This is a genomic window from Pseudomonas sp. URIL14HWK12:I5 (genome assembly GCF_900176445.1).
In the GTDB taxonomy this organism is placed as follows: Bacteria; Pseudomonadota; Gammaproteobacteria; order Pseudomonadales; family Pseudomonadaceae; genus Aquipseudomonas; species Aquipseudomonas monteilii.
The window spans coordinates 75,858-92,462 of the sequence record NZ_FWXQ01000012.1; the positions used below are offsets into that span (position 1 = coordinate 75,858).

Here is a 16,605-nt window from a genome sequence, read left to right on the forward strand (position 1 = left end):
CCACTGGCGCTCGGCTTTAGTTAGTTGGGGCTGCATAGCAGCCCCGGCAATTCTGAAGGGAGCTGGATATGAGCGCCAACGTTGACCTGAACGACCGCCCGGACTACGACCTGGTGCTGCAAACCCTGGCCGACTACGCCCTCGGCTACCGGGTCGATTCCGCCGAAGCCCTCGATACCGCACGCAACTGCCTGATGGACACCCTGGGCTGCGGCCTGCTGGCCCTGCGCTTTCCCGAATGTACCAAACTGCTCGGCCCTCAGGTGGAGGGCACGCTGGTGCCCAATGGTGCCCGCGTCCCCGGTACCGCCTACCGGCTCGACCCGGTCAAGGCGGCCTGGGACATCGGCTGCACCGTGCGCTGGCTGGATTACAACGACACCTGGCTGGCGGCCGAATGGGCTCACCCCTCGGACAACCTGGGCGGTATTCTGGCCGTTGCCGATCACCTGTCGCAGAAGCGCGTGGCCGCTGGTGAAAAACCGCTGCTGATGCGTGATGTGCTCGAAGCCATGGTCATGGCCCATGAGATCCAGGGCGTGCTGGCACTGGAAAACTCGTTCAACCGAGTCGGTCTCGATCACGTCATTTTAGTGAAAGTGGCCTCGACTGCCGTGTGCGCCAGGTTGATGGGCGCCAACCGCGAACAGATGCTCTCGGCGTTGTCCCATGCCTTCGTCGATGGCCAGGCCCTGCGTACCTATCGGCACGCGCCCAATGCTGGCTCACGCAAGTCCTGGGCCGCAGGTGATGCGTCCAGCCGTGGCGTGCGCCTGGCCGATATCGCCCTGCGCGGTGAGATGGGCGTACCGGGTGTGCTCACGGCGCCACAATGGGGCTTCTACGACGTATCGTTCAGCCATACCAACAAGGACCTGGCGCTCAAGCCCGCCGGGCAGTACGAACTGCGTCTGCCTCAGGCCTTGGGCAGCTACGTGATGGAAAACGTGCTGTTCAAGGTCAGCTTCCCTGCCGAATTTCACGCCCAGACTGCCTGCGAAGCGGCAGTTACCCTGCACCCTCGGGTACGTAACCGCCTGCATGAAATCGACCGCATCGTCATCACCACCCAGGAGTCGGCAATCCGCATCATTTCCAAGAGCGGCCCGCTGGCCAATGCCGCTGACCGTGACCACTGTCTGCAGTACATGGTGGCAGTGCCGTTGATCTTCGGGCATCTGGTGGCGGAGCACTATGAAGACACCTTCCATGCCAACCACCCCAGCATCGACCGCCTGCGCGAGAAGATGGAAGTAGTGGAAGACCCGCGCTTCAGCCGCGAGTACCTGGAGCCGGACAAGCGCTCCATCGCCAATGCGCTGCAGGTGTTCTTCAAGGATGGCAGCAGTACCGAGCAGGTGGTGGTGGAATACCCTATCGGGCACCGGCGGCGGCGAGGGGAGGGCATACCCCTGCTGGAGGCCAAGTTCAGGGCCAACCTGGCAACGCGATTTGCGCGCCAGCGGTGTGGGGAGGTACTGGAGGTGTGCAAGGACCAGCAAACGCTGGAAGGGATGGCGGTGCACCGGTTTGTGGATTTGTTCGTGATCTGAGCGGGTGAGAGCAGGCAAATGAAAAGCCCCGGCATCGCTGCCGGGGCTTTCTTTTACAGCGTGTAACTCAGCTTACGCCTGAACCACCGGGATCTTGGCGTTGGCTGCCGCTTCGCGGAACTCGGCGATCTGGTCGAAGCTCAGGTAGCGGTAGACGTCGGCAGCCATGCTGTCGATGTCTTTCGCGTACTGCATGTACTCTTCGACGGTCGGCAGCTTGCCGATGATCGAAGCGACAGCAGCCAGCTCGGCCGATGCCAGGTACACGTTGGTGGCGTCGCCCAGACGGTTCGGGAAGTTACGGGTCGAGGTGGAGACCACGGTCGAGCCGGTCTGCACACGTGCCTGGTTACCCATGCACAGCGAGCAGCCTGGCATTTCCATGCGCGCACCGGCCTTGCCGTAGATGCCGTAGTAGCCTTCTTCGGTCAGCTGGTGGGCATCCATCTTGGTTGGCGGGGCCAGCCACAGACGGGTCGGAATACCGCCCTTGACCTTTTCCAGCAGCTTGCCGGCAGCGCGGAAGTGACCGATGTTGGTCATGCACGAACCGATGAACACTTCGTCGATCTTCTCGCCCTGTACCGAAGACAGCAGGCGGGCATCGTCCGGGTCGTTCGGCGCGCAGAGCACAGGCTCTTTCACGTCGGCCAGGTCGATTTCGATGATTTCGGCGTATTCGGCATCGGCGTCGGCCGACAGCAGCTCAGGCTTGGCCAGCCAGGCTTCCATGGCCTGGGCGCGGCGCTCCAGGGTGCGGGCATCGCCGTAGCCTTCGCCGATCATCCAGCGCAGCAGGGTGATGTTGGACTGCAGGTACTCGGCGATGGCCTTCTCTGGCAGCTTGATGGTGCAACCGGCAGCAGAACGCTCAGCCGAGGCGTCGGACAGCTCGAAGGCTTGCTCGACGGTCAGTTCGTCCAGACCTTCGATTTCCAGGATGCGGCCGGAGAAGGCGTTTTTCTTGCCTTTCTTCTCGACGGTCAGCAGGCCCTTCTGGATGGCGTAGTAAGGGATCGCATGCACCAGGTCACGCAGGGTGATGCCAGGTTGCAGTTTGCCCTTGAAGCGCACCAGGATCGATTCTGGCATGTCCAGCGGCATGACGCCGGTGGCAGCGGCGAAGGCTACCAGGCCGGAACCGGCCGGGAACGAGATGCCGATCGGGAAGCGGGTGTGCGAGTCGCCACCGGTACCCACGGTGTCAGGCATGAGCATGCGGTTCAGCCAGCTGTGGATGATACCGTCGCCCGGGCGCAGCGACACGCCGCCACGGGTGCGGATGAAGTCTGGCAGGGTGTGGTGGGTGGTGACGTCGATCGGCTTCGGATAAGCCGCGGTGTGGCAGAACGACTGCATGACCAGGTCAGCGGAGAAGCCCAGGCAGGCCAGGTCTTTCAGCTCGTCACGGGTCATCGGGCCAGTGGTGTCCTGGGAGCCGACGGTGGTCATCTTAGGCTCGCAGTAGGCACCTGGGCGCACGCCCTGGCCTTCTGGCAGGCCACAGGCACGGCCGACCATCTTCTGCGCCAGGGTGAAGCCCTTGCCGGTGTCGGCTGGCTGCTCTGGCTTCTTGAACAGGTCCGATGGGCCCTGGCCCAGCTCGGCGCGGGCTTTTTCGGTCAGGCCACGGCCGACGATCAGCGGGATACGGCCGCCAGCGCGGACTTCATCCAGCAATACTTCGGTTTTCAGCGCGAATTCGGTAACCAGCTCGTCGCTGCCGTGACGGCGCACTTCGCCTTTGAACGGGTACACGTCGATGACGTCGCCCATGGCCAGGTTGGTGCAGTCGAATTCGATCGGCAGGGCGCCGGCGTCTTCCATGGTGTTGTAGAAGATCGGGGCGATCTTGGTGCCGAAGCAGAAGCCACCGGCGCGCTTGTTCGGCACGTACGGGATGTCGTCACCGAAGAACCACAGCACCGAGTTGGTGGCGGATTTACGCGACGAACCGGTGCCGACCACGTCACCGACGTAGGCAACCGGGAAGCCTTTGGCCTTGACGGCTTCGATCTGGGCCAGCGGGCCGACCGAACCTGGCTGCGACGGCTCGATGCCGTCACGGGCCATTTTCAGCATGGCCAGGGCGTGCAACGGGATGTCAGGGCGCGACCAGGCGTCCGGGGCAGGGGACAGGTCGTCGGTGTTGGTCTCGCCAGGCACCTTGAACACGGTCAGGGTGTACTTGTCGGCGATGGCCGGGCGCGAGGTGAACCACTCGCCGGCAGCCCAGGACTCCAGCACGGCCTTGGCGTGGACGTTGCCCGCCTTGGCTTTTTCGGCCACGTCGTGGAAGGCATCGAACATCAGCAGGGTGTGCTTGAGCTGTTCGGCCGCGACGGCGCCCAGTTCGGCGTCATCCAGCAGTGCGACCAGCGTTTCGATGTTGTAGCCGCCCTGCATGGTGCCCAGCAGTTCGGTGGCGTGCTTGCGGTCGATCAGTGGCGACTTGGCTTCGCCCTTGGCGACGGCGGAGAGGAAAGCAGCCTTGACGTAGGCAGCTTCGTCGACCCCTGGCGGTACGCGGTTGGTGATCAGGTCTACGAGGAAGGCTTCTTCGCCGGCCGGCGGGTTTTTCAGCAGCTCGACCAGGCCTGCAGTTTGTTCGGCGTTCAGCGGCTGGGGCACGATACCCAGGGCGGCACGCTCTTCGATGTGTTTGCGGTAGGCTTCAAGCACAGTTATTTCCCTCATCAGTGGTCCCTAAAGGGGGTCCGGGACGCTCATCCAGCATTCCATGCACCCATGCGCTGCTACGGCTTTGTGGGCCGCCCAGCCAGGGTCGCAAAGAATCCTTACAGAAGCTGCTTTCAAAGTTTTACGCCTGCAGAACGGGGAGCTGATGAGGGCTGGCTCGGCCATGCGAGGGTGCATGGCCCGGGCCAACGCCGTTCTACCGGATTAACTGTGCTCGTGACGCTTTGAAAACAGCTTCCAACGGACATTGTTGCCTTTGAAAAGGCGGGATGATTCTACGGCAAAAAAAGCCCGAAGGTAAGGCGCAGAAGATGACTTTAACGAGTGACCCTGGTTAGACAAAGGGCTAACATGGGGCCGTGTTCCACCGCCAAGCTGTTGTTTTTCATGTCCAACAAGTCCATCAAGACCCCTTGCGTCGGCCTGTGCTCCACGGTGTACGGAGACACGGTGTGCCGTGGCTGCAAGCGCTTCCACCACGAAGTGATCAACTGGAACGGCTACGACGACGCGCAGAAGCGCGCGGTATGGCTGCGCCTTGAGCAGTTGCTGGTGCAGGTGATGATGGCCAAGCTGGAGGTGTTCGACAAAGGCTTGCTGCGCCAGCAGCTGGAACAGCGCTCCATCCGGTTTGTCGAGCAGCAGTCGGCGTATTGCTGGGCGTACCAGCTGATTGCCCGTGGGGCGAGGATGATCCGGGACCTTGAGGCCTACGGCATGGCCTTGCTGCCGGAGTTCCGCGACTGGGAACTGCCGCAACTGCGCGATGCCATCGACCGCGAATTCTTCCTGCTTTCAGAGGCGCATTACCAGCGCTACATCGCCCCCAGCTTCCTGCGCGATGCCATGGGCAGCACGCAGGGGCAGTGAGCCGGGCGAATCAGTCGCCGGTGTATTCACACCCGCTGGTGCAGGTTTCGTGGATGCGCACCTTCGACAGCTCTGGCATCAGCGGCTTGACCTGCTCCCAGATCCACTTGGCGATCACTTCGCTGGTGGGGTTTTCAAGGCCCGGGATGTCGTTCAGGTAGTTGTGGTCCAGCTGGTCATAGATTGGCTTGAAGATCGCCTTGACCTCGGCGAAGTCGCGAATCCAGCCGGTGTGCGGGTCCAGAGGGCCGGTCAGGTGCAGGCCGACCTTGAACGAATGGCCATGCAGGCGGCCGCATTTGTGCCCTTCGGGAACGTGGGGCAGGCGGTGGGCCGACTCAAAAGTGAACTCTTTAAAAATTTCCACGCTGTCATAACTCTGTGTGAATCAATAATGCGCGCAGTCTACCAGCATGCCCGCTACAAGGCTTGCAGGTGTTCATGCAACCGCCCGGTGGTGTGGTCTTGACCTGCGCTATCATGGCGCCAGCTGTTTTCAGGTTGAATTAAGGACCGGTGGTTAATCTTAACCCCGTAGACAACTTGCACAGTTCTCAGGAGAGAAGCACGATGAAAACCTTGACTGCCCTGTTCACCGCCGCCGCCCTTGCCCTGGGCGCCAATGCCGCCTTCGCCAAGGACGTACAGCCTGACGAAGTGGTTAAACTGGTCAACGCCAAGACCATCAAGTCGCTTGACGAGCTGAAAGCCGCCGCCGTGGCCAAGCACCCGGGCGCCACCGTCACCGATTCGGAGCTGGAAGACGAGTACGGCCGCTACATCTACAAGGTCGAACTGCGTGACACGCAGAACGTAGAATGGGACGTGGCGCTGGACGCCAAGACCGGTGAAGTGCTGAAGGACGAGCGGGACAACTGATGATTCACTTACCGCGGCCAGCGCGCTACCTCGCGCTGGCGCTGCTGGCCGTGTGTTCGCTGGCCGCTGCCCGCGACCTTGACCAGGACGAAGCCCTGAAGCTGCGCCAGAAGGGCGTCATCCTGCCGCTCGAACAATTGCTGGAAACCGCCCTGGGGCGTTACCCCGGGGCGCGTTTGCTGGAGGCCGAGCTGGAAGAGGACGACGATCGCTACGAATATGAAGTCGAACTGCTGACGGCGGACGGTGTGGTGCGCGAGATCAAGCTCGATGCCAGCACCGGCGCCTTGCTCAAAGACGAGGAAGACGACTGAATGCGCCTGTTGCTTGTCGAGGACAATGTACCGCTGGCCGACGAGCTGACCACCGGCCTGCAGCGCCAGGGTTATGCCGTGGACTGGCTGGCTGACGGCCGTGATGCGGTGTACCAGGGCCAGAGCGAGCCCTACGACCTGATCATTCTCGACCTTGGCCTGCCGGGCTTGCCGGGCCTGGACGTGCTCGCCCAGTGGCGTGCCGCTGGCCTGGCCACTCCGGTATTGATCCTTACCGCCCGTGGCTCGTGGGCCGAGCGTATCGAGGGGCTGAAAGCCGGGGCTGATGACTACCTGAGCAAACCGTTCCACCCGGAAGAGTTGCAACTGCGCATCCAGTCGCTGCTGCGCCGTGCGCGCGGCCTGGCCAATCAGCCAACCCTGGAAGCTGCCGGCCTGCACCTGGATGAAAGCCGCCAGTGCGTGAGCCGTGATGGCGTGGATGTGCAACTGACCGCCGCCGAGTTCCGCCTGCTGCGCTACTTCATGCTGCACCCGCAGCAGATCCTGTCCAAGAGCCACCTGGCCGAGCACCTCTACGACGGTGAGACCGAGCGGGATTCGAACGTGCTGGAAGTACATGTCAACCACTTGCGCCGCAAGCTGGGTCGCAGCGTGATCGAGACCCGACGCGGGCAAGGCTATATCTACGCGGGGAGCACCGGGTGAAGTCGATCCAGGCGCGTTTGAGCCTTGGCCTGGTCGCGGTGCTGGTGGTGGTCGGGGTGGTCCTGGCGCAACTGACCTTGTGGTTGTTCGAAGCCGGCCTGCAGCGTTACCTGGAAAACGGCCTGCGCAAGGAAAGCGAGAACCTGCTGGTGGCACTGGTGCGCGGGCCATCCGGCCTGCAGCTGGATGAGCGGCGCATCTCGGCGGCGTATCAGCGGCCTTTTTCCGGTTATTACTTCCGAATCGATTTCGACAAAGGCACCTGGCGCTCACGCTCGCTGTGGGACCTGGACATGCCCAAGCCTGCTGCGCCAGGCCTTTCCGACAGCCATGAGCTCGGTCCGGAAGGGCAGCAACTGCTTGCCCTGCGCGCTGACTACCGGCGCCTGGGCCAAGACATCTCGATCAGCGTCGCACAGGATTACTCGCCGGTGCGTGAGGGCTTTCGGCGCATGCAGCAGATCGGCCTTGGCATGGGCCTGGTGGCACTGATTCTGGTGTTGGTGCTGCAGCGCATGACCGTAACGCGCTCGCTGCGGCCGTTGGAGCGGGCGCGCCAGCAGATCGCCCAACTGCAGCAGGGCCAACGGTCACAACTGGATGCCGAGGTGCCCAGCGAGCTGGCCCCGTTGGTGGGGCAGATCAACCACTTGCTTAGCCATACCGAAGACAGCCTGCGCCGTTCGCGCAATGCCTTGGGTAACCTGGGGCATGCACTGAAGACACCGTTGGCGGTGCTGCTGAGCCTGGCGTCGAGTGAGCGCCTGAAGGACTTGCCCGAAGTGCGGGCGCAGATGCGTGAGCAGCTGGAGCAGATTCAGCAGCGGTTGGCGCGCGAACTGAATCGCGCGCGGTTGGCGGGTGATGCCTTGCCCGGTGCGCAATTCGATTGCGATGCCGAACTGCCGGGGTTGTTGAGCACGTTGGGCATGATCCATGGGGAAGGGTTGCTGCTGGCCAGTGATGTGCCCCCCGGGTTGCTGTTGCCATGGGACCGTGAGGACTTCCTGGAGTTGTTGGGCAACCTGCTGGACAACGCCTGCAAGTGGGCAGACAGCGAAGTGCGCCTCGGCATTGGGTCGAATGCCGAGGGCTATCAGGTATGGGTCGATGATGACGGCCCGGGGATTCCCGAGGGCCAGCGGCAGCAGGTGCTGGAGCGTGGTTCGCGGCTGGATGAGCAGGTGCACGGGCACGGTCTGGGGTTGGGCATCGTACGCGATATCGTCGAGGCCTGGGGCGGGCGGCTGGCCTTGCTGGAGAGCCCGCTGGGTGGGCTTCGCGTCAATATCGACCTGCCGCGCAAGGCCCGATAATGCCGGGGCCGCTGTGCGCCCCTCCAGGCCCTGTCAGTACTGCAAAAAAATTGCAGTACAGCCGCATTTTTTTGAATTAGCCCAATCTCCCCCCGCCCGGCAAAATCCCATTCACGAAACCCTGCGGTTTCCATCTCTCCACGGACGGAGCCCCTTGTGGTATTGCACGCGCAATACGAGGCCCAGGCCACCTCGGCTGGGCTTTCTTTTTAATCAGAAAAACCAAAGATTCCGACTACTCAAATGCCTGCCTCGCGTTCCGAAAGTCGTCTGCAGCGGCTGTTGCCGGCGCCCCTGAATATTCCCCCAAAAGAATGGCTGCGTGCCGCTATCGGTGCGTTGCTCGGCCTGTTCCTCGCCGGCTGGCTGACCAGCATCGCCTATGGCCCCGGTATCGCCCTGCATCTGCTTGGCCCGCTGGCCGCCTCGGCTGTGCTGGTGTTCGCCGTGCATTCCGGCCCACTGGCCCAACCCTGGCCGGTGCTGGGCAGCTATGCCCTAGCGGGCGCGGTCGGCCTGGCCATGCGCGAAGGCTTCGGCCCCGAGCTGTGGGTAGCCGCAGCCGCCCTGGGCATCTCGCTGCTGGTGATGTGCCTGCTGCGCTGCCTGCACCCGCCGGGTGGCGGGGTGGCGGTGAGTGCAGTGCTGGCTGACTCAGGGCTGACGGCCATGGGCGACCACTTGCTGGAGCCGGTGCTGCTCAATGCGTTGATCCTGGTGACAGTGGCGATTGTCTACAACCGCCTGACGGGCGTGCGCTACCCGAAAGGCGCGGTGCCGCGCAAAGACCTGCACCACACCCATGACCCGCTGCCCGGCGAGCGGGTTGGCATCCGCAGCGAAGACCTGGACCAGGCCCTGGAAGAGCTGGGCGAGTTCGTCGACGTCACCCGTGACGAGCTGGAGCGCATCATTCTCGCCACCGAGCAGCATGCCTTGCAGCGCAGTCTCGGCGGTATTACGGCGGCCTCGGTGATGTCCCGCGACGTGCAGTTCGCCACGCCCGATACCACCCTTGAGCAGGCCTGGAAAATGCTCGCCAGCCACCACCTGAAAACCCTGCCGGTATTACAGCACGGTAAACTGGTGGGCATCGTCAGCCTCAGCGACCTGGTTGGCCCGGCCATGCAGCGCGGCCGTTTCAGCTGGCGCGGGCTGTTTGGCCGCAAGGCGGTGCGCATGGAGCAGGTGATGAGCCGGCGAGTGGTGAGTGTCTGCAGCCAGCACCCGTTGGAGCGCCTGCTGCCGCTGTTGTGCGAACAAGGCTTGCACTGCCTGCCGGTGCTCGACGCCGACCAGCTGGTGGGGGTGATTACCCAGACTGACCTGATCGCCGGCCTCAAGCGCCAGTTGCTCAGCAAAGCCGAGGCGTCAGATAACCGGGTCCCAGCGCTGTGACCAGTCGCTGGCGCCTGCAGCCACCAGCCGGCGCAAGATGGCGAAGGCCTGTTGAAGGGCTTCGCTGTCGCGTTCGCGTGGATACACCAGGAAGGTTGGGTAAGTGAACTCCGGGGCCTGCGGTACCCGCTCGAACACACCGCTGTCCAGGTATGCCTGCACCACCCGCGTGCGGAAGTAACCGCTGCCACCCTGGTCGAGAATGAACTGCAAAGCCAACGGGCCGAGGTTGAAGCTTAACGCCGGGCGCGCGCAATCGGGCAGGGCGGCATCGTGCCGACGGCGGAAGGCCTCGCCCCAGTCGATGTAGATATACGGTTCGGGTTGGTCGACGCGGCGCACGCGGATCAGTTTCTCTTCCATCAACTGTTCCACCTGCAAGCCCGGCCCGTAGGTCGGCTGGTACACCAGCGCAGCGTCCAGCAGGCCCATCTCGACCTTGCGCAGCAGCGACTCGCCGTCGCTCACTTCGCTGCGTATGGCGTGGCTGGGCAGTTCACGGTGCAGGGCAGTGACCCAGTCAAGCAACATCGGGTTGCCCAGGCTGACTTCTGCCCCCACATGCAGCACTTGCTGGCAGCCTTCAGGCAGCGGCAGGTCGCGCCGCGCTGCTTCCCAGGTTTGCACCAGCTGGTTGGCATAACTGACAAAGGCCTCGCCGTCGCTCGTCAGGCTGGCACCGTTGCGGCTGCGCACGAACAGCTGGCAGCCCAATTGCTGCTCCAGGCGCTGCACCCGGGCGGTAATGGCCGTCTGTGACACGAACAGGCGTTCGGCGGCGGCGACCAGGCTGCCGCAACGCACGATTTCCAGAAAGGTTCGGGCCTGTTCGATGTCCATGGGCTGCTCGGTGGCTGAAGGGTGGCCTATTCTAGAGGCTTTGCACCGTTATGGGGCGCTTTAGCGTTGTCTGCAAATTTGCAGGTCGGTTGTGACTTTAGTCCCATGGCGGCGCCGTTGTAGCGGTCCATACTCAAGGTTCGCCCTTCAATAACAACAAGTACCGGGTTCCTTTCGCTATGAGCTATCAGCACAGCTACGCCCATTCCATTTCCGACCCTGCCGCATTCTGGGCGGAACAGGCCGCGCACCTGGCCTGGCACCGCAAGCCTGCCCTTATCCTTCAAGACAACGCCGACGGTACCCACCGCTGGTTCGCCGATGGCCGCCTGAACAGTTGCTACCTGGCCCTCGATCGCCAGATCGAGCAGGGCCGTGGCGAGCAGCTGGCACTGATTTACGACTCGCCGGTGACGGGCGTGCAGCAGGCCTATACCTACAACCAGTTGCGCGACGAAGTGGCGCGCCTGGCCGGCTTGCTGCACCAGCTAGGGGTAAACAAGGGCGATGGTGTGATCATCTACATGCCCATGGTGCCGCAGGCGGCCATGGCCATGCTGGCCTGCGCGCGCATTGGAGCGGTGCACTCGGTGGTGTTCGGTGGCTTTGCCGCCAACGAGCTGGCGCTGCGTATCGATGACGCCCGGCCGGCGCTGTTGCTCACGGCATCCTGCGGGCTGGAGTTCGACCGGGTAATTGCCTACAAGCCGCTGGTCGACCGTGCCCTGCAACTGGCCCGGCACCAGCCGCGCAATGTGCTGGTGCTGCAACGGCCGCAGGCACAAGCTGAACTGCAACCAGGCCGCGACCTGGACTGGCAGGCGGCCTTGGCCGGCGCCACGCCGGTCGCCCCGGTCGAACTGGATGCCGGTGACCCGCTGTACATCATGTACACCTCGGGCACCACCGGCAAACCCAAGGGTATCGTCCGGGAAAACGGCGGTAATGCTGTGGCGCTGTGCTATGCCATGCGCCATATCTATGGCATGCAGGCCGGCGATGTATGGTGGGGCATTTCCGACGTGGGCTGGGTGGTCGGCCATTCGCTGATCGTCTACGGGCCGTTGATGAGCGGCTGCACCACGGTGTTCTACGAAGGCAAGCCGATCCGCACCCCGGACGCCTCGGCCTACTGGCGGGTGGTGGAGCAATACAAAGTCAATGCGCTGTTCTGTGCGCCCACCGCCATGCGTGCCATCCGCAAGGAAGACCCGGAGGGCGAGCTGATCCGCAAGCACGATCTCAGCTCGCTGCGCCAGCTGTTCCTGGCGGGTGAGAAGCTCGACTCAAGCACCCATGAATGGCTGGAGCGGGTCAGTGGCAAACCGGTGCACGACCATTGGTGGCAGACCGAAACCGGCTGGCCGGTCACTGCGCCCTGCGTCGGGCTGGAGGGCAGCGCGGCCAAGCCGGGCTCAAGCAATCGGGCGGTACCGGGCTACCATGTGCGTGTCGTGGATGACGAAGGCCACTTGCTGGGGCCTAATCACCAAGGCTCGATTGTCATTGCCCTGCCGTTGCCGCCCGGGTGCAGCCAGACGCTATGGGGCGACCACGAGCGTTATTTGCAGGCCTACCTGCGCACCTATCCGGGTTACTACCACACAGGCGATGGCGGCTACCTGGACGAGGATGGCTTTGTCTACATCATGGGGCGCACGGATGACGTGATCAACGTGTCCGGGCACCGCCTGTCCACCGGCGAAATGGAAGACCTGGTGGCCTGTCACCCGGCGGTGGCCGAGTGCGCGGTGATTGGTGTGCACGACGAGATCAAGGGGCAGGTGCCGCTGGCGCTCGTTGTGCTCAAGGACGGCGAGGGCATCAGCGAGGCGCAGTTGCTGGTGGACCTGGTGGGCAGCGTGCGCGAGGCAATCGGCCCGCTGGCCTGTTTCAACCGGGTTCGGCTGGTGAAGCGTTTGCCTAAAACGCGGTCGGGGAAGATCTTGCGGGCGGTGCTGCGCAAGATTGCCGACGGGCAGGACTACGTGCCGCCTTCGACCCTGGATGACCCGGCGGTGCTGGGGGAGATCGAGGGGGTGCTGGCGGATTTGCCCAGGGCGGGTTGATGCGCTGACTCTTCTGGCCTCTTCGCGGGGTTACCCGCGAAAAGGCCGTATCAGGCAATGGAGATCTAAGGGGCTACCTGATGCAGTTGCCCCAACCGGCTGCGGGTTCGCATCAGGTCGGCAAGCGGCCCGCCCAGGCTCTCTTCCAGCGGTCGCTTGCCAATCACCGTCACTTGGCGGTCCTGGTCATACAGCACATCCACCAGGTTGACGAAGCGCTGCTGGGCTGCCAGCGAACACTCCGCCAAGTCATCCAGCCCATCAATGATCCACTCATCATACTGCTGCGCCAGCACCAGGTAGTCGATCACCGCCGTGGCCTTTTCGCACAAGTCGTCAAACCCGAGCACCACCCGCCGGCCGTCGATGGCCAGTGCGCGTAGTGGGCGCTTGTTCACCTCCAGCATCACCGGCTGTTCGCGCGGCACGTTCAGCGCCTGGCGCTGCGCGGCATCGCCTGGCCACACATAATGGCCCTGGGTGAAACGCTGGTGCTCGCGGTTGGCCGGCAGGCTGCGAAAATCCGTATCGCCGCCTACCTCCAGCACTTGCATAGCGCTGTTGATCAGGCGGATCACGGGCAGGAAACGCTCGTGGTACAGCGGGTTGGGCAGCAAGCCCTCAGGGGCGTAATTGGAGGTCACCAGCAGGAACACGCCACGGGCGAACAAGGCGTTGAACAACCGGGTGAGCAGCATGGCATCGCCAATGTCATGCACATGGAACTCATCGAAGCACAGCACCCGGCAATTGCCCACCAGCTCATCGAGTGTGGCGCCCAGTGCATCGTCCAATGCCAGGTGGTGGTGCATGCCCTGGTGCAAGCGGGCAAAGAAGTCATGAAAGTGCAGGCGCAGTTTGGCTTCTACCGGCACCGCCTGGAAAAAGCCATCGAGCAGCCAGCTCTTGCCGCGTCCCACCGAGCCGTACAGGTAAAGGCTGCGTGCTTGCCCTTGTTCGAGCTGTGCCAGTTGTGTGGCCATGCACTGGATCACCCGTCGCTGGCCATCACTCAGCTGGTAACCCCGGCTGCGGGCTTTTTCCTCGAACCAGTCGAGCAGTTCACTGTTGTTGGCTTCGGCGCCACGCAGGCGTTGGCCAAGCTGGCGAAGTGGGGCGGGGATCCAGGCAGACAAATGCACAGCTCCTTGGGTGATGGCGGGGCAGCGTGCAGCTTGCCCGAGGGCGGCCATTTTGACTAATACGGAAAGTGGCCGGCAATGATCGCTTCATGCGATAGGTCTGGCATCAGCGCGGGCGAAAATGACTAACTCGCTGTTTTCTGGCAATTTTTTTCATCAGGGGGCTTCACAGATCAAAACTTTGTTGTTAAAGTGCCGCGCATTCCAAGACAACAACCCAGTTGTCACTCAGTTGGAATTGTCAGAGCAGCAAGCGCTGCATCCGATACAGGGGCGTCGCCAAGCGGTAAGGCAGCAGGTTTTGATCCTGCCATGCGTTGGTTCGAATCCAGCCGCCCCTGCCATTTTTCAGATTCAAACGTATATCACCCGGCGCCTGGAAAGATGAGCGCTGGGTTTTGTCGTTTTTGTCGTTTTTGCGCGATGTCTGTAGAGCGGCCTTGTGCCGCTCTCAACTAACCTGCAATCCCCAGCATTTCATTCAGCACCCTGGCCAGCTCATCCGCCTGCACGGGCTTCTGGATGACCACGCTGCGCGGTAATTCCAGGCCCTGCAACTCCGCATAACCGGTAAGAAACACCACCGGCAGGTGCGGGTAGCGGTCACGGGCCGCCAGCGCCAACTGCGCGCCGTTGAACTCGGGCATGGCGAAATCGGTAAGCAGCAGGTCGATTTCCCCATCCAGCAGGACCAGGGCCTGTTCGCCGCTGTGCGCCTGGCGCACCTGGTAGCCGTACTGGCGCAACACGTCGCCCAGCATGTCGCGCACCAGGTGGTCATCATCCACCAGCAGCACCGTACGGTTGCGGCCACTGTCGCTGACCGGCTGCCTGAGCAGCGGTACGGCCGGTTCGCTCATGGCCTGCTCCTTGACCGCCGGCAGATACACCGCCACTTGCGTGCCACGGCCAGGTACGGTGTCGATGCGCACGCCGCCCCCGGACTGTTTGGCAAAGCCGAACACCTGGGCCAGGCCAAGGCCGGAGCCCTTGCCGATGTCCTTGGTGGTAAAGAACGGCTCGAACACCTTGGCCAGCACGTCTTCGCTCATGCCGCAGCCGGTATCGCGGATGCTCAGCATCACGTATTCCCCAGGCTCCGGGTCTTCGGGGCGCTGTGGGCGGGTATCGATGCAGGTATTGTGAGTGGTCAGGGTCAGCTGGCCGCCATCGGGCATGGCATCGCGGGCATTGATCGCCAGGTTGAGGATGATCATTTCGGTCTGGGTAGGGTCGGTCAGGGCCTGCCACAGGGCCGGATCCAGGTCCAGGCGTACCGAGATGTTACCGCCCAAGGTGCGGCTTAGCAGTTCTTCCAGGCCGGCCAGGGTGCGATTGAGGTTCAGCGGCACGGGATCCAGGCGCTGACGGCGGGAAAACGCCAGGAGCTGTGAAGTCAGCTTGGCGCCACGCTCGCCGGCTTCGCGGATGTGCGTGAGGCGCGTGCGGGCTTTGTCCAGGTTGGCCTTGGCCAGGTCGCGCTCGAGAAAGCTGGCGCCGGTGAGGATTACCGTCAGCAGGTTGTTGAAGTCGTGGGCCACGCCTGCGGTCAACTGGCCGACCGCTTCCAGCCGTTGCATCTGCTGCAGCGCCGCCTCGATGCGTTCGCGCTCGTTGATCTGCTCGCGCAGTCGCGTGTTGGCTTCTGCCAGGCCAAGGGCGGCTTCGCGCTCGCTGGTAATGTCACGCGCCACCACGTACAGCAAGGTGTCCTCGGGCACCACCACCCACGACAGCCAGCGCTGCTGCCCACCGGCGTGCTGGATGCGCCCGACGAAGCGGGCACTGGTGCGGCCGTGGGCGAGGGCGGCCAGCTCGGTAAGCAACAGTTCCTGGTCGTGCTCGGGCAGCAGGTGCAGCAAGGAGGACTGGCTCAGGCGCTCGCGGGAGAAGCCCAGGCTGGCTTCCCAGGCGGGGTTGAGTGCGACTGGGGTCAGGTCCTTGTTGAGCACGGCCAGCAGGTCCTGCGACAGCTCCCAGGCGCGGTCGCGTTCACGGGTGCGGCGTTCCACCCGCTCGCCCAGCATCTCGTTGAGCTGGCGCAGCGCCTGGGTGGCCAGGCGCTGGGTGTGGATGTCCTGCAGTACGCCGGAAAAACGCACGCACTGGTCGTTGACGAACTGGCACTGGCCGCTGCTAAGCAACCAGCGTGGCTCCAGCCCGTTGGGTTGGGCAATACGGAACTCGACCCGGTAGTGGCCCCCGCTTTCCGGGCGCATGGCGTGCTCCACCGCCTCGCGCACCAGTGGCAGGTCGTCGGGGTAGATGCCGGCGTAGAACACGTCAAGGCTCATTTCGGTGCTGGTGGGCAGGCCGAACAGCGTCTTGCAGCGGTCGTCCCACAGCAGCAGGCCTTCTTGCGGGCGCAGGTCCCAGGTGCCCATGCCGGCGGCGTCGATGGCGATGCGGGCACGGGCTTCGACATCTGCCAGTGCCTCTTCGGCGCGGCGCCGGCGCTGGCGTTCCTGCACCTCGGTCAGGGCCCGGCGCACGGCCTTGGGCAGCAGCGGCAAGTTTTTCTTCAGCACATAGTCGGTGGCGCCGAGGCGGATCATTTCCACCGCGTGCTCTTCGCCATAGATGCCGGACAGGAAAATGAACGGTACGGCTGGCGCCAGGCGTTGGGCGATGGCCAGCACCTCGGTGCCGGACGAGCCTGGCAGCACGCAGTCGCACAGGATCAGGTCATAGTGGGCCTCACGCAGGGCATGTTCGACACCCCAATGGTCGAACACCAGCCGGTGCTGCACATTCAGCCCGCTGCGCTCCAGGCGCATCAGGGTCAGCTCGGCGTCCATCGAGCTGTCCTCGACCATCAGTATTTTCAACGGCGTTTGCTGCATCGTTGCGGCGGC

The 16,605-nt window shown here is 63.4% G+C and carries 13 protein-coding genes and 1 tRNA gene; 9 read left to right on the top strand and 5 right to left on the bottom strand.

What is annotated here, in order from left to right; translation table 11 throughout:
* Positions 1 to 68 precede the first annotated feature (68 nt).
* The gene (gene prpD, locus B9A31_RS24225; RefSeq protein ID WP_019097594.1) at positions 69 to 1,553 is read left to right on the top strand and encodes a 2-methylcitrate dehydratase; all 1,485 of its coding nucleotides are present in this window, start codon (positions 69 to 71) and stop codon (positions 1,551 to 1,553) included.
* A 72-nt stretch (positions 1,554 to 1,625) separates the two neighbouring features.
* Here the strand turns inward: prpD and acnB are convergent, their stop codons facing one another.
* On the bottom strand, positions 1,626 to 4,235 hold the full coding sequence (gene acnB, locus B9A31_RS24230) for a bifunctional aconitate hydratase 2/2-methylisocitrate dehydratase (protein WP_016714738.1): 2,610 nt from the start codon (positions 4,233 to 4,235) through the stop codon (positions 1,626 to 1,628).
* A 405-nt stretch (positions 4,236 to 4,640) separates the two neighbouring features.
* Here acnB and B9A31_RS24235 point away from each other — a divergent pair, with 405 nt between their 5' ends.
* The gene (locus tag B9A31_RS24235) at positions 4,641 to 5,123 is read left to right on the top strand and encodes a DUF1289 domain-containing protein (RefSeq protein WP_161751678.1); all 483 of its coding nucleotides are present in this window, start codon (positions 4,641 to 4,643) and stop codon (positions 5,121 to 5,123) included.
* Positions 5,124 to 5,133: 10 nt separating this feature from the next.
* Here B9A31_RS24235 and queD read toward each other — a convergent pair whose 3' ends face one another.
* Positions 5,134 to 5,490, bottom strand: coding sequence for a 6-carboxytetrahydropterin synthase QueD (queD, locus tag B9A31_RS24240; RefSeq protein WP_019097597.1), 357 nt, complete (start codon positions 5,488 to 5,490; stop codon positions 5,134 to 5,136).
* Positions 5,491 to 5,693: 203 nt separating this feature from the next.
* On the opposite strand from queD, the gene B9A31_RS24245 reads away from it, so the two are divergent.
* From B9A31_RS24245 to B9A31_RS24265, 5 genes are all read left to right on the top strand, one after another.
* Positions 5,694 to 6,002, top strand: a complete 309-nt coding sequence (locus tag B9A31_RS24245; RefSeq protein WP_019097598.1) for a PepSY domain-containing protein — start codon at positions 5,694 to 5,696, stop codon at positions 6,000 to 6,002.
* Entirely contained in the window at positions 6,002 to 6,316 is a 315-nt protein-coding gene (locus B9A31_RS24250; RefSeq protein WP_019097599.1) for a PepSY domain-containing protein, read from the top strand. The genes B9A31_RS24245 and B9A31_RS24250 overlap by 1 nt, the downstream gene beginning before the upstream one ends.
* Entirely contained in the window at positions 6,317 to 6,985 is a 669-nt protein-coding gene (locus tag B9A31_RS24255) for a response regulator transcription factor (RefSeq protein ID WP_019097600.1), read from the top strand. It abuts the gene before it with no gap.
* Positions 6,982 to 8,301 (top strand): ATP-binding protein, encoded by a 1,320-nt coding sequence (locus tag B9A31_RS24260; protein ID WP_019097601.1) that lies wholly within the window; start codon positions 6,982 to 6,984, stop codon positions 8,299 to 8,301. Before B9A31_RS24255 ends, B9A31_RS24260 begins: the two co-directional genes overlap by 4 nt.
* A gap of 243 nt (positions 8,302 to 8,544) precedes the next feature.
* Positions 8,545 to 9,699 carry an HPP family protein gene (locus B9A31_RS24265; protein WP_019097602.1) on the top strand — a complete coding sequence of 385 codons (1,155 nt, stop codon included), beginning with the start codon at positions 8,545 to 8,547 and terminating at the stop codon, positions 9,697 to 9,699.
* Here B9A31_RS24265 and B9A31_RS24270 read toward each other — a convergent pair.
* Positions 9,673 to 10,539, bottom strand: a complete 867-nt coding sequence (locus B9A31_RS24270; protein ID WP_025754393.1) for a LysR family transcriptional regulator — start codon at positions 10,537 to 10,539, stop codon at positions 9,673 to 9,675. The two genes, B9A31_RS24265 and B9A31_RS24270, sit on opposite strands and share 27 nt — an antisense overlap.
* 179 nt (positions 10,540 to 10,718) lie before the next feature.
* On the opposite strand from B9A31_RS24270, the gene B9A31_RS24275 reads away from it, so the two are divergent.
* Complete coding sequence (locus B9A31_RS24275; protein ID WP_084297469.1) at positions 10,719 to 12,608, top strand: propionyl-CoA synthetase; 1,890 nt, start codon at positions 10,719 to 10,721, stop codon at positions 12,606 to 12,608.
* Positions 12,609 to 12,673: 65 nt separating this feature from the next.
* On the opposite strand, the gene zapE is transcribed toward B9A31_RS24275, so the two are convergent.
* The gene (gene zapE, locus B9A31_RS24280; RefSeq protein ID WP_084297470.1) at positions 12,674 to 13,744 is read right to left on the bottom strand and encodes a cell division protein ZapE; all 1,071 of its coding nucleotides are present in this window, start codon (positions 13,742 to 13,744) and stop codon (positions 12,674 to 12,676) included.
* A gap of 275 nt (positions 13,745 to 14,019) precedes the next feature.
* Here zapE and B9A31_RS24285 point away from each other — a divergent pair.
* Positions 14,020 to 14,094: transfer RNA gene (locus tag B9A31_RS24285), tRNA-Gln, on the top strand.
* Positions 14,095 to 14,205: 111 nt separating this feature from the next.
* On the opposite strand, the gene B9A31_RS24290 is transcribed toward B9A31_RS24285, so the two are convergent.
* Positions 14,206 to 16,593, bottom strand: a complete 2,388-nt coding sequence (locus tag B9A31_RS24290; protein ID WP_027609728.1) for a hybrid sensor histidine kinase/response regulator — start codon at positions 16,591 to 16,593, stop codon at positions 14,206 to 14,208.
* Positions 16,594 to 16,605 lie beyond the last annotated feature (12 nt).

Excerpts from the sequence above, each read along its gene's own strand:
- prpD (WP_019097594.1), top strand. The coding sequence starts at position 69 with ATGAGCGCCAACGTTGACCTGAACGACCGCCCGGACTACGACCTGGTG.
- B9A31_RS24235 (WP_161751678.1), top strand. The coding sequence starts at position 4,641 with ATGTCCAACAAGTCCATCAAGACCCCTTGCGTCGGCCTGTGCTCCACG.
- B9A31_RS24245 (WP_019097598.1), top strand. The coding sequence starts at position 5,694 with ATGAAAACCTTGACTGCCCTGTTCACCGCCGCCGCCCTTGCCCTGGGC.
- B9A31_RS24250 (WP_019097599.1), top strand. The coding sequence starts at position 6,002 with ATGATTCACTTACCGCGGCCAGCGCGCTACCTCGCGCTGGCGCTGCTG.
- B9A31_RS24255 (WP_019097600.1), top strand. The coding sequence starts at position 6,317 with ATGCGCCTGTTGCTTGTCGAGGACAATGTACCGCTGGCCGACGAGCTG.
- B9A31_RS24265 (WP_019097602.1), top strand. The coding sequence starts at position 8,545 with ATGCCTGCCTCGCGTTCCGAAAGTCGTCTGCAGCGGCTGTTGCCGGCG.
- B9A31_RS24270 (WP_025754393.1), bottom strand. The coding sequence starts at position 10,539 with ATGGACATCGAACAGGCCCGAACCTTTCTGGAAATCGTGCGTTGCGGC.
- B9A31_RS24275 (WP_084297469.1), top strand. The coding sequence starts at position 10,719 with ATGAGCTATCAGCACAGCTACGCCCATTCCATTTCCGACCCTGCCGCA.
- B9A31_RS24290 (WP_027609728.1), bottom strand. The coding sequence starts at position 16,593 with ATGCAGCAAACGCCGTTGAAAATACTGATGGTCGAGGACAGCTCGATG.